The sequence below is a fragment of the Aquimarina sp. AD1 genome (assembly GCF_003443695.1).
In the GTDB taxonomy this organism is placed as follows: domain Bacteria; phylum Bacteroidota; class Bacteroidia; order Flavobacteriales; family Flavobacteriaceae; genus Aquimarina; species Aquimarina latercula.
Genome location: NZ_CP031966.1, coordinates 2,325,931 through 2,339,439 on the forward strand (window position 1 = coordinate 2,325,931; position 13,509 = coordinate 2,339,439).

The following is a 13,509-nucleotide window of genomic DNA, read 5'->3' on the forward strand; positions in this document are numbered from 1 at the left end:
CAAAGAAATGCTTACTCCAATTAACAATACTAAAACAGATACTAAAGAGTTTAAAAATGTTATCAATCTTATGAAGGATAATGTTGATAGTACGAAAGATATAATCAATCAAATAGACAATTTCTTAGAAACTAAATTATTACCAAAATCAGTACTTGACTTATTAGTTACTCAACGAAACACATATGCAGTAAATGTGATGAATTCTATGAGAATCATGAAGAAAATATAGCGGTTAATATTTAGCAGCAATTTCTTTAAACTGCTTACTCATATTCCATTTTATAATTGTAGCTGCAGTCAAAACACCACTCCCCATAGCTCCACCTACTCCAACTAATGTAATATCTTGCCCAGTTAAATACAAACCTTTAATACGAGTCCTAGGTCTCAAGACTCTAGTTTGATATCGCTCCGGTCCATGAGTGATCCCATAAATTTCTCCTTGACTGTAATTACTAAATTTTCTCGTAGAAACAGGAGTAGAAACTTCTGCATGGATTATTTGCCCATCCAATTGTGGGTAGAGTTCTTTAAGCAATGCTAATCCTTTAAGCTTAAATTTCTCTTTAATTTTATCGTATTCTTCGCCTCTATTGAGCCAAGGCTTATCTTCGTATTTACTGAAATCCGAATACCAAGCCCTACCTATTAATTGAATTGTTGATTGATCAGGGTGCTCAGAAGGCCATAAACTATCTTTCGCAGAAGGAAAAGATATATAGGCAAAAGACAAAGTATCTTTTTCTAGATTATTTCTATCATTTAAAATACTATCTGTATCCTTATCATCATACCACCAAATATTATATTTTGGTAGTTTAAGATCCTTATCGCTTTTATTTAAACCAACATACAAGCACAAATGAGAGGTAGATGGATTAATCTTTTCAAAATTCAAATATTTTTTATTGTTCAAAGAATTGTTTAATAAACGTAAAAAAGTATTACGAGCTCCTGCATTACTTATTACTTTCTTACATACATATTCTTGTCCATTAATCATCACTCCACGCACTGCTCTTCCTTTAGTAAGAATTTTTTCAACTTTTGCTTTGATATATACCTGAACCCCTAAAGATTCTAAATTATCAATTATGGTCTCGTGGATACGATTAGCTCCTCCTCTAGGATAATACCCTCCTTCCATAAAATGATTAATTACTATACAATGGGAAGCAAAACTACTTTCTTTAGGTGATAGCCCATAATTTCCACATTGGGCGCATAACGCTGCAATAAGCTCCTGATTATCTGTAATACTACTTAATACCTCATATGTAGTTTTTTTAGAAATAGAACTTTGTATCCCTCTAAATAAAGGGCCTAAAACTACACTTAGAAATGTTGGAAAAGCTTTCTGAGCAAAATATAAAAGGTTTTTCTTAATTGATTTCTGAAGTAATTCTAAATATTTATCTATTGCAATAGTATCATTAGGAAAGTATTCATTAAACTTCTGTCTAAAGTTTTCCTTTCCGCTAACAAATTCAAACTTACGATCACCTATGTACGCTACATCGTATGGATCTCCCATCGAATCCCATTCCAACTTGTTATCAGATAGATAATTAAAAATCCTACGTAATCCCGAATCTTCTTCCATGTTCCCCACGTAATGAACTCCTACATCCCAAATCAATCCTTTTCGTCTCTTAAAAGTGTGTGTAAATCCACCTGGAGTATAATGTTGCTCTAAGATTACTACTTTTTTCCCAGCTTTAGCTAAAAAAACCGCAGTGGTTAAGCCGCCAATTCCAGAACCAATAATAACATAAGTATCATCGGTAAATTTAATATCTGAAGTAAATTTTTTAAAGGATTTTTCGACCATATGTCACTAGTAAGAGCCCAAAAGTACATAAATATCTGTATTTTCACATGTAAAATGGATTATCTTTAAAAACAAAAAAGCAACTAATGTCTAAGCTCTTAAAAAGATTATTAATCATAATTATCGGAATTGTAATTATAGGAATTGCAGGAATATCAATTCTTAAATCGAAGACCAAAGCGCATAGTCCAGAACAGACAGTGACACATGCAAGTAAAGAAACAAACTTTACTGTTTTTTATAATAGACCTATTAAAAACGGTAGGAAAATTTTTGGAGAATTAGTTCCTTTTGATAAAGTATGGAGAACTGGTGCCAATGAGGCCACAACTTTTACGACTGATAAGTCAATTCTCGTGGATGGCACGGAACTAAAAGCCGGAACCTATACGCTATGGACAATCCCCGGAAAAGACTCTTGGAAGGTTATTTTTAATAAAGGTCAATATAATTGGGGGGTTAATTTTACAGACGGTACTCCATCTAGAAACCCTGAATATGATATACTAACTATAGAAGTTCCTGTACAACATTTATTGAATGTTGTAGAACAATTTTCTATTTACTTTCAGGAGGCTAATAATTTTACTATTATGTTCTTAGCTTGGGATCAAACGGCTATTGCGATCCCTATAACTTCTAAACAATAATTTTACTTTGTATTCTATACAAGAATAGTAATGTATACTAAAATGAATTTATAAATTTGCTCTAAAGTAGTTTCTGAATAAAATTATATGAAAGATCAATCTTCTAAAATCCCCTCTAACACCAATAAGAATGTTATTGATCGTTTTAAAAAATTACAGCAAAAGGAAGTATCTATTCCTAATATATTTGAAGGAATTGTTTCACAAAACACAGCAGCTTTAAGCAAAGGAATTACATTAGTAGAAAGTACTCAACAAAAACACAGTCAAAAAACCCAACAACTTATTGAAAAATGTCTTCCTTATGCTAATAACTCTATAAGAATAGGAGTTACAGGAGTTCCTGGAGTAGGAAAAAGTACATTTATCGAAGCTTTAGGAAATCTTCTTATAAAAAAAGGAAAAAGAGTAGCCGTTTTAGCGGTAGATCCTAGTAGCACTATTTCTGGCGGGAGCATCTTAGGAGACAAAACCAGAATGGAATCACTTGTGAGATCAACTGGTGCTTTTATTAGACCTTCTCCTTCCGGAAGTTCTTTAGGAGGAGTTGCCCAAAAAACACGTGAGTCAATTATTTTATGTGAAGCTGCAGGCTATGATATAATAATCATTGAAACTGTTGGAGTTGGGCAAAGCGAAACTGCTGTGCATAGTATGGTAGATTTTTTCCTTTTATTAAAATTAGCCGGAGCGGGAGATGAACTTCAGGGAATTAAACGAGGTATTATCGAAATGGCGGATGCAATTGTTATTAATAAAGCAGATGGCGACAATCTAAAACGTGCTAGGGAGGCTAAAAACCAATTTAAAAAAGCTTTGCACCTTTACCCTATCGCTGAAAGTAGTTGGTCTCCAGAAGTATTGACTTGTAGTGCTCTTAAAAATACTGGCATTGAAGAGATCTGGGAATTAATTTTAAGGTATTTAGATATTTCAACAAAAAATGGGTATTTCGAACAAAACAGAATTCGACAAAATAAATTTTGGTTATTACAAACTATTGAAGAAGAGCTAAAAAGCTCATTCTATAACCATCCAGAAATCAAAAAATCTTTATCTGATCAAATTAAGGCTGTACAACAACATAAAATCACTCCCTTTGCGGCAGCAACATCTCTATTAAATCAACATAAAAAATCGAAATAACGGCACTATCTGTTTACTTGGAGCCTATAATATAATCAGTTAAACATCAAAGTTTACTTCATCTCTCACTTGTTCTTTTGTAACAGCTTCCGGAACTTTAATATTAGAAGTGTTCTCATCGTGATCTTGCATAACACCAGCAAGACGCTCACTAATTTTGACTAAATATATGGTATCATTAGTTTTTACCTCAACAGCCTCAATAGTATGATTTTGATGATTTTTAAAAGAAATAATATCACTGTCTGAATAGCCATCTGGAAATTTACCTACTAAAAGATTTAAAATATCTTTATTCAGTTTCTTGTAGTTAACAATTACTCTTTTCATAATGCGCAGGATTAGTCGGTTACTTTACTAATAAATAGTAAATCAAAGAATGTTATTTTGTGTTACATTTTTTAATACAATCCATTTTGAAGCTCAATTTTGATGGATGCTCCAAATAATTTTCTTCTAGTGCTTATGACACAGTATTTATTACTACAATTTAAAATAAAAAATCATAAAACCGTGATAATTAACCTTCAAAAAAAGTAAGTGTTTCCCTGAAATTAATTTTAGGAATATTGTAAAGCATGATACTCCTCAATAATATTATATTTTTAGCGTTAACAGTAGTCAGATCTATGATACGAGTACTATTAAAAAAAAAATGGATTAAGTATCCATTAATCTCATTAGGAGGATTTATTTTCATCTTCATTATTTTCTATGGAAGCATTTATTTTGGTTTCTGGGGAAACATTCCGAACAAAGATGAATTGAGCTCATTAAAACAAGTAGAAGCAACACAAGTTCTAGACAAAGATGGACGTCTTATTGGAAAATATTATATCTATGACAGACAACCCATAACCTATGATGATCTCCCAGATCATTTAATAGATGCATTAGTCGCCACAGAAGATATTCGTTTCTACCAACATAATGGCGTTGATAATGTTAGTTTACTTAGAGTCTTTTTTAAAACTATCTTATTAAGTGATAAATCCTCTGGAGGAGGAAGTACAATTACATTACAATTAGTCAAAAATATTTTTGGAAGAAAAGACTATGGGGTTTTTAGCATTGTAGTAAATAAATTAAAAGAATCTATTGTTGCTAAACGAATTGAAGATTTATACTCTAAAGAAGATATTTTAACCCAGTATTTTAATACTGTTCCTTTTCCTGATAACACATATGGAATTGAGAGTGCTTCGCAGAAATTTTTCAATAAATCAACCAAAGAACTTACATTATCAGAAGCAACTACATTAATTGGTAGTTTAAAGGCTAACCATAGCTATAACCCTAGACTCTTCCCAGAAAGAAGTCAATTAAGACGCGATGTTGTTTTACGCCAAATGGTAAAATACGGACACATTACTCAAAATGTGGCAGACCAAGTGATGAATAAAAATATCGTATTGGATTATCAATACTTTAATCATGATCTGGGATTGGCACCTTATTTTAGAGAAGAAGTAAAGAAAGAACTTATTCAGATCTTAAAAAAGCACAAAAAAACAGATAGTACCTTATATGATATCTATAAAGATGGGTTGATAATACATACAACCTTAGATTACGAAATGCAATCATTAGCCGAAAAAGTAATGAAAGATCATATGCGAAACTTACAAAACGTATATGAAAAAGAATATGGTTTAAAGGCTCCTTGGAAAGGAAACACAAAACTTCTAGACAATACAATTAAACGACTTCCTATTTACAAGAAATACGTTGAACAAGGTCTTAGTGAAAACCAGATCAAGGATTCATTATCTGTAAAACAAGAAATGGAACTTTTTGAATGGGGAGGTAATATTACCAAAAAAGTATCTACCAAAGATAGTGTCCAGCATTATCTAAAATTTCTGAATGCAGGAATGATAGCAATTGACCCTACAGATGGTGCCGTTAGAGCATATTTAGGAGGTATTGACTATAGATACTTTAAATATGATCACGTATCACAAAGTAAAAGACAAGTAGGTTCCACGTTCAAACCTTTTGTATATACTGCAGCCATTGAAAATGGAATGAAACCTTGTACTTATTTCCCATTAAAAGAAGTTACTTATACTAATTTAGAAGATTGGACACCAAAAAATTCTTCTACAGAACAAGATCCTTATTTAAACTACAACCTAGAAACTGCTTTAAGTAACTCGGTAAATACAATAGCTGTAAAAGTTATGGACGAAGTTGGAGTTACAAATGTGCTTGATCAAATAAAAAAAATGGGAATCGATGAAGAGCTACCGGAACAACCGTCCATTGCACTAGGAACAGCTGGAATCAAAATTAAAGAATTAGCTGGTGCTTATGCTAGTTACGTTAATAAATCTAAAGGTGTTCAACCTTTTTATATCACAAAAATACAAGATAGAAATGGCAATCTAATTGCATCTTTTGAAAAAGAAAAAACAGAAACTGCCTATAGCGATTATACCCGACAGGTAATGCTAGAAATGATGAAATCTACTGTAGATAATGGTACAGCAACCAGATTACGAAAAACCTATGGCTTAAAAAATGATATAGCAGGAAAGACGGGTACAACTCAAGATAACAAAGACGGTTGGTTTGTAGGGATTACACCAAAACTTGTCACGGTAACCTGGGTGGGGAATGATAATTATAATATTGGATTTAAAACCACCAAACAGGGACAAGGCGCTAATTCTGCATTACCAATCTTCGGAGAACTTTATCAAAAAATGAACGAGAACCCCGTTTTCGATCTTATAACCAAAAGTAGTTTCGAAAAAACTTCTAATAATGTGCTTGAAGATTTAGAATGTAAACCGGAAAAAAGAGATAATTTTTTAAAGAGGCTTTTTAGTAAAAAGAAAAAAAGAAAGAAATTTAAAAAGAATTAAAACCTAACTTAATGAATTCACACAATTATATTTTCTGCTTTTTGGCAGTAATCATGATTATGAAAATTTCTGCTCAGGAATGCAACGATACCGTACATACGGGTGAAGGTACATTTTATGATGGTGTAGCAGGAGGTACTTTTGGTAATTGTTCTTTGCCTGTAGGAGTTGGAGATTATATGCATTGTGCACTAAATAATTTTGATTACGATGGCAGCAATGGTTGTGGAGCCTGTATCGAAGTGACTGGAGCAAAAGGAAGTGTTATTCTAAATGTAGTTGATCGTTGTCCTGAGTGCGCTTCTGGTGATGTCGATATGACTATGGAGGCTTTTGAAATGATTGCCGAGGTTATTGACGGTAGAGTCCCAATATCGTGGAAGTTTGTACCCTGTGAAACTATACTTACTAATGAAACTATTAAAATTAATTTTAAAGAAGGTTCCACTGAATTCTGGACAGCCATCCAATTTAGAAACATTAATCATGCAATTTCTAAAATGGAATATCGATTACCAGATAATACTTGGAAAAACACAAATAGAGAACTATTTAACTTTTTTATAGAAACTTCTGGAATTCCATCTCCGATGAATCTAAGAGTAACTTCAATTTTAGGAGAAGAACTGATTTTCGAAAATATTGCATTAAATCTAAACGAAGATTTTGATACAGGACTTCAATTTTCTACTCCAGAAGAATGTAATCAAGAACTTTCTATACCAGAAGTTGATATTACAGAAGCAACGATATTGTATCCGAACCCAACATCAGATATAATACATATCACAAAAAACACTAAAAAATGGAAACTGGTAAATAATGCGGGTAAAATATTAGATCAAGGTTCTCGTAAAGAAATAGATATATCATCTTACAGTAATGGTATCTATTATCTAATATTAGAAAAGAAAAAAGTTATAAAATTAGTGAAACACTAACATTAGACTTAATTATAGATCTATCTTACATATTTTTTGACTAAAAACATAAGTAATTTATAGGCGCCTACACCTAAAAGAATTCCGATAGCCATACCCGTTATAATATCTCCTGGGTAATGAACTCCAACATAAATTCTGCTATAACTAACTACAGTAGCCCAAACCACCATAAAAGGAAATATATATTTCAACTTTTTTTGCAAAGCCAATCCAGTGAAAAAGGCTAATGCCATAGAACTAGCAGCATGAGCAGAAAAATACCCATGACGACCACATCTCTCAGCTATAAATCTGGTAAATTCCTCTACCCCTTCTGCCCGACAAGGTCTTGGCCTCATAAACAAAACATTTTTAAATAAATTAGATAACTGATCAGATGCTGTTATTAAAGCAGCTACTATAACAAGTGTTATAATCGTACCTTTAATTCCATAGTACTTATAAAAAAAGTATAACAGAAGTACATACAAGGGAATTTGATATAATTTTTCTGTCATAAACAACCAAAAACCATCCCAGAAAGGAGTTCCTAAATTGTTAAGAAAAACAAACAGATCTTTATCTAATTGTATAAGTTCTTCCATAATGACAAGTAATTTATATTTCTTTTTTAATTAAAACATTAATTAATCTTCATAACGTTCAATCTCTCGATCATAAAAATCATTCGCAGCCTGAAATAGATTCTCAGCCTCACTTTCTAATTCTTTTTCATCACTTTTATCAAATTCTTCTAACCACTCCACCTCATCATTCTCTAAATTAATAATAAACCGAGGAAATTCTGTATGCACTACAAAGATGGCATTTGGATAATCTGTATTATCACCTAATAAGAATTTTGGAAAACTCATATATAAAATATTATGTTAAGCAAAGCTACGAAGTTTAATCCCAAAGTAACAAAAACAAGAAGAGGTAAATTTATTTTAAAATTTACCCCTTCTTGTTTGTTATGTCTTTATTAGGATTTATTCTATAATAATTTGAACTCTAGCGTTAGAACCCAATTCTGAATTATCTATACCTTCTCCTTCTTTAGGTTCTGTATTACTAACACCCACATATTCTATCAAGGTTTCGTCAATTCCATTTTCTATCAAGTAATCTTTAACAAATCCAGCTCTAGCAGATGAAAGAATTTCATTTTCAAATTCAATTTCAGAATCATTCGCATGACCAACTATTTTAATACTATCAAACTTAAAGACTTTAAGATATTGAAGATAAGAATCAAGTGCTGTTTTAATCTCCTCATAAACTTCACTTTCTCCGATTAGGTATTCTATATCAGAAAAGTCAAGTGCCATATCACAGATATTATCCACTGCTACACCTTGCACATCTTGCATTTCTCTAAGCTCTACATCATCTATATAATAATATGCATCGTTAAATGGTCCACCTTTTAATGATTTTCCATTAGGTGTATCCGAAAAATACCCTAAAGAGATATATTTTTCAGTTCCCTTAGCTTTATAAACTCCGCAAACTTTCGTCCATTCTTTTGTATCACAAATCATCTCTGAAGATTCTATGTGCAGTTTATAAGTTGATGTTTCTGTAATCCTAGGAACCCTAGCTGTAAAATAAGAACCTATTGATGAAGTACACGAATTACTAACTCTTCCTTCTCCAAGTGACACATACATATGAAAATAATAATACTTCCCCGCTTTTAAAGGGCTAACCAATTTCGTAACAATGGATTCTTTCGTATTGTTACCCGTTACATATAATCCTACTTTAGACTCACCTGTTCTAGGAGCCTGAGGACCAAATTGCTTTAGAAATCCAGGTGCTTTATGGTCAAACTTTACTTCGCTTACAGCTGGATGGTGTGCATCAGGTGTATTTGTTAAAGATTTCCAATGTGAAATGACACCAAAGTTTCGCATCTCATGCTTTAATTTTCTAACAGCTGCATTCGTTTCTTCAAAACTTGGATTAGGAATTAAATTTTGCGCATTAATAGTGTTACTAAAACTAACACTAAAAATCGCAAAAAGTAAAAGGTAAAGGTTAGATTTTGGGCTATTCATCTCTTTTCTTTTCAGGTTTAGATATATTCGAAATATAGTTAAATATTTCTTAATATGAAATATACTTTGACAAGTAACAAAAACTAGTCCAAAAAAAGAAACGATCTAAAACTATCTATATTGTAAAAGTCAAAAAAGATTACGCATTACCTTTTTTTAACATTAGATCTTTACTTAAATAATTGAATCTAAAATAAAGTAATATTGCCGATGTTGTTAACCCTGCCAATAGTCCTATCCAAATACCTGAACTTTTATATTCAGTATATAAACCTAGATAATAACTAACAGGAAAACCAACAACCCAGTACGCAAAAAATGTAATAGCAGTAGGTATTTTAACATCTTGTAATCCTCGTAGCGCACCAAGAACTACCACTTGTATTCCATCGGATATCTGAAACAATGCAGCAATGATCAAAAGTTTCGCAGCGATTCCAATTACTTCTGTATTATCCGCTAAATTTTCTGTGTCGTTAACATCTAAATAAATCTCGGGAAGAACATTATTAAAAATAACAAAACATAATGCAAATACAATTTCAATAAAAAAAGTTAATAAGAATATCGAAAAAGCAATTCTTCTGAGTTCTTTATATTTTTTCAATCCTTTTTGATTCCCTACTCTAACCATCGCAGCAACACTCAATCCCATAGCTACCATAAAAGTCATTGCCGACAAATTCAATGCTATCTGGTTGGCTGCTTGCGGATTTTTACCTAAAATACCCGAGATCCAAATAGCCGACGTAAAAATAGCAACTTCAAAAAACATCTGTAATGCAGAAGGAAAACCTAATGTAACTATTTTTTTCAACATGTTTTTTTGGAGAGAAAAGAATTTAATATTAGACACATACGCTTTTGATCTCTCTTTATATTTCAGAAAAAACCATAAAAAGATTACCATAACAAATCTAGAAACTAATGTTCCTACTGCTGCTCCTACTATCCCCATCTGAGGGAAACCGAACTTCCCAAAAATTAGCAAATAATTCAACACCACATTAACAATATTCGCAATTAATGTTGCATACATTGGATATTTGGTCATTGACAATCCATCGGAGAACTGTTTAAAAGCTTGAAAAATAATTAAAGGAATTAATGAGACTGCAACTAAGTCCAAATATGGTATCGCCAACTCAACCACTTCTGTTGGTTGTCTCATAAAGTACATAAGTGGTTTCGCTAATAATATCCCTAAAAATAAAACTATACCTAAGGTTGTACACAAAAATAATCCGTGCTTAAATGCTGATTTACCTTTGCTAAAATTATCTTCTCCATCTGCTTCTGCTACCAGAGGTGTTATTGCAGTAGAAAAACCAATACCTAGAGACATCGCAATGAACATAAAACTATTTCCTAGAGATACTGCAGCTAATTCCGCAGTACCTAATTGCCCCACCATAATGTTATCAATTAATCCCACAAAAGTATGTCCCAACATACCCAACATTACTGGGGCTGCCAACTTCAGATTATAACTAAACTCTTTTGTGTATTGATAAAGCATCTGTACATATTGAACCTACAAATATAGGGAGATTAGTAACAGAATTACTTCTTGTTTTAAAACAACTTTATTAAAAAAAGGTGCTTACAAATAAGCACCTTCTTTTATAGATATAAAACGATCATATTAATTCTTCATAAACTTGGTAGTCGCTTTAGCACCAGTATTAGAAGTTAAACTAACAAAGTACATCCCAGATGATAAATTCCAAGTTGGTATCGAAATCCTATCTGTAGCAACTTCAGATACTGTAATAGATTTTATGATATTTCCGGTTATTCCAGAGATCACAACAGTCGAATTTTGAATCTTTGTTAAATCTCCAGAAATGTAGATTACATTTTTTGCAGGATTAGGAAATAACTGTAGTCCTAACACATCAAAATCAGTTACAGATAATGACCTTGAAGGCTCCGTACCCCAAACTAATACCCCATCAGTATAAATAGGAACTTTTTCTGATTCGATAAGTGTATTACTTAAATTTTCATAAGAATAATCATTAGTAGGATCCCAAGAACTATCAGAAGCGTCATTAGGCACTGAAACTCTTACTTGAATTTCTTTTCGATGTTCTCCTTGCCCACCTGGAAAAGGCATATTTTCATTATCAATAGCTACCTCAACAAAATATATATTGTCATCTGCATTCCACACTTGTAAACCTCCTGTAGCTTGACCATTTCCTCTACTAGTAATTTCATAATCACTAGGTGTATATCCTGCATTAATTCCTTCGGTAATATCAATAAAATAACGTGCCGTTAAACTTCCTGGAATTCTTGCAGGCCAAGCTGATCTATTATTTAGCCAAATTGCCAATTCTGTAAATCTTCCTGACTCACTATTGATTTTCGTTTCATTAAGAAATTCAGTATTCGCTTGCTCTTCTTGCGGAAAATTATCCAATGCAGTACCTCCAAATTCCATTACCATTCTAGCTAAAACTCCTTGATAACAGGCATTATAGTCACAAGCAACTTCATTAGCTTGAAAATCTGATCTATTCTCTACAAAAACATCATCAGGATTTCCTGGTCCTCCCATTAATGCGCCCCAAAGTGTATGTCTTGATTCTTCTGGAATACTTTCACTTCTTATCCAACTAGAATGTTGTCCTCTATGGTGTGGTTTTGTAGGAGGGTTTACTCCATAACCAGTAACTAAACTACGATTATTAGGGTTATCTCCTAAAGCATAATTAACTTGATCAACAGCAAAATCGTGATATTCTTGCTTATTTGGAGTATCTACAGTATCACTAAATATTAAAGCTGTTAATGCTGCATTCATAGAATGACGTAAAGATCCCCATTGTGTAAGATGCGCCTGACCTCCAGGAGAGTATGTTATACCATTCCCATTGTCTATCCAAAACTGCAAATGTCTTTCTGTATTATCAATATATTGTTGCTTTCCTGTAAGCTGCGCTAATAAAACCATATTTCCATATCGCTTATCATCCCATACAAAACTCCATAGATAATCTGGTTCTCCATAAGCGGCTTCAGCTTTTTGAAGATACGTATTATCTCCTGTTGCTTTGTACAACCATAAAGCACCCCAACTTAATTCATCTTCATACCCTCCAGAAGAATAAGTCCCAACAGCTGGAATTCCACCTTCTTCAGTATATTTTCCTTTATACGTTTCTCCAAATTCATATAGATCTTTAGCATGTTGTAATAAAGTAGCGCTATATGTAGGGTCACTGTCTTTAAATATAATACTAGCAGAAGCTAAAGCAGCAGCTGTTTCACAAACTACTTCTGTTCCTGGGTGATCCACGTCTAATTTATAAGATTCTCTTTGACCATATTGCGGATGTACATCTATCATCTCGGCAGGCATCCAAAAATTATGATCTTGTCCCTTTTTAGAAACTTGAGCATAAAATTCAAATTTAGAAGGGTGACATTTTATAAAATAATCTGTTACCCATTTTATGTTTCTCTTGTAATGTTCTGTTTGATTCACAGCATCATAACCATCTTTATATTCTAAAAACCCCCAATTTAATGCAGTTACGGAAAATGCCATTGGGAAACCAAACTTTATATGATCACCAGCATCAAACCATCCACCAGTTAGATCTAATCCAACATCTTGCCCATCATTTACACCGGCGTTACTACGCCAGCTAATTCTATTCCAATCTGGAAGAACCCCTGATTGTTGTGATTCATAAAACAATATTGATTTTTGTAAAGCTTCACCATAATTGTGTTGTGCGACGACCTGTGTCCCTTGTAATCCTAAAAAGATTAACAATAAGTTTCGTAAGTTTTTTTTCATGTCTAAATGATTTGTGTATTATTTTAATTTATGTGAGGTTAAAGGTTTTCATAACTCTTTTTTCAGGTTACATATTGCTGTTTTTTTTCATTGTTAAGAGAGTGATAAGATATTTTTATGTTGTTTGAAAAAAATTCTTACAAAGACCTTTTTCTTGTTATTCTAAAATTAAGAAGAGAAACTATCCTTTTTTAAGGGATAGTTTCTCT

At 32.4% G+C, this 13,509-nt stretch carries 12 protein-coding genes; 5 read left to right on the forward strand and 7 right to left on the reverse strand.

The genetic code is table 11. The annotated features are described in order from the left end of the window. Positions 1–7: 7 nt before the first annotated feature. Positions 8–232 carry a hypothetical protein gene (locus D1815_RS10390; protein ID WP_027395486.1) on the forward strand — a complete coding sequence of 75 codons (225 nt, stop codon included), beginning with the start codon at positions 8–10 and terminating at the stop codon, positions 230–232. Positions 233–235: 3 nt separating this feature from the next. On the opposite strand, the gene D1815_RS10395 is transcribed toward D1815_RS10390, so the two are convergent. Continuing rightward, positions 236–1,834 carry an NAD(P)/FAD-dependent oxidoreductase gene (locus D1815_RS10395; protein ID WP_027395485.1) on the reverse strand — a complete coding sequence of 533 codons (1,599 nt, stop codon included), beginning with the start codon at positions 1,832–1,834 and terminating at the stop codon, positions 236–238. Positions 1,835–1,920: 86 nt separating this feature from the next. On the opposite strand from D1815_RS10395, the gene D1815_RS10400 reads away from it, so the two are divergent. Both D1815_RS10400 and meaB read left to right on the forward strand, forming a co-directional pair. Beyond that, positions 1,921–2,484 (forward strand): DUF2911 domain-containing protein, encoded by a 564-nt coding sequence (locus D1815_RS10400; protein ID WP_118386842.1) that lies wholly within the window; start codon positions 1,921–1,923, stop codon positions 2,482–2,484. An 87-nt stretch (positions 2,485–2,571) separates the two neighbouring features. Then, positions 2,572–3,630 (forward strand): methylmalonyl Co-A mutase-associated GTPase MeaB, encoded by a 1,059-nt coding sequence (gene meaB, locus D1815_RS10405; protein WP_118386843.1) that lies wholly within the window; start codon positions 2,572–2,574, stop codon positions 3,628–3,630. A 39-nt stretch (positions 3,631–3,669) separates the two neighbouring features. Here the strand turns inward: meaB and D1815_RS10410 are convergent, their stop codons facing one another. Then, a complete protein-coding gene (locus tag D1815_RS10410) occupies positions 3,670–3,960 on the reverse strand; it encodes a hypothetical protein (protein ID WP_027395482.1) in 291 nt (96 codons plus the stop codon). Between the two features lie 299 nt (positions 3,961–4,259). Between D1815_RS10410 and D1815_RS10415 the strand changes: the two genes are divergently transcribed. Together D1815_RS10415 and D1815_RS10420 are read left to right on the forward strand one after the other, a co-directional pair. After that, positions 4,260–6,500 carry a transglycosylase domain-containing protein gene (locus D1815_RS10415; RefSeq protein WP_118386844.1) on the forward strand — a complete coding sequence of 747 codons (2,241 nt, stop codon included), beginning with the start codon at positions 4,260–4,262 and terminating at the stop codon, positions 6,498–6,500. An 11-nt stretch (positions 6,501–6,511) separates the two neighbouring features. Then, the gene (locus D1815_RS10420; RefSeq protein WP_118386845.1) at positions 6,512–7,441 is read left to right on the forward strand and encodes an expansin EXLX1 family cellulose-binding protein; all 930 of its coding nucleotides are present in this window, start codon (positions 6,512–6,514) and stop codon (positions 7,439–7,441) included. A 20-nt stretch (positions 7,442–7,461) separates the two neighbouring features. On the opposite strand, the gene D1815_RS10425 is transcribed toward D1815_RS10420, so the two are convergent. The 5 genes from D1815_RS10425 to D1815_RS10445 all read right to left on the reverse strand — a co-directional run bounded on the left by D1815_RS10425 (position 7,462) and on the right by D1815_RS10445 (position 13,300). Beyond that, positions 7,462–8,028, reverse strand: coding sequence for a phosphatase PAP2 family protein (locus D1815_RS10425; protein WP_118386846.1), 567 nt, complete (start codon positions 8,026–8,028; stop codon positions 7,462–7,464). 42 nt (positions 8,029–8,070) lie between these two features. Continuing rightward, positions 8,071–8,298 (reverse strand): hypothetical protein, encoded by a 228-nt coding sequence (locus tag D1815_RS10430; RefSeq protein WP_027395478.1) that lies wholly within the window; start codon positions 8,296–8,298, stop codon positions 8,071–8,073. A gap of 117 nt (positions 8,299–8,415) precedes the next feature. Then, on the reverse strand, positions 8,416–9,486 hold the full coding sequence (locus D1815_RS10435; protein WP_118386847.1) for an OmpA family protein: 1,071 nt from the start codon (positions 9,484–9,486) through the stop codon (positions 8,416–8,418). 139 nt (positions 9,487–9,625) lie between these two features. After that, on the reverse strand, positions 9,626–11,005 hold the full coding sequence (locus D1815_RS10440) for an MATE family efflux transporter (RefSeq protein WP_027395476.1): 1,380 nt from the start codon (positions 11,003–11,005) through the stop codon (positions 9,626–9,628). Between the two features lie 126 nt (positions 11,006–11,131). Then, on the reverse strand, positions 11,132–13,300 hold the full coding sequence (locus D1815_RS10445) for a glycoside hydrolase family 9 protein (protein WP_118386848.1): 2,169 nt from the start codon (positions 13,298–13,300) through the stop codon (positions 11,132–11,134). Positions 13,301–13,509: the final 209 nt, after the last annotated feature.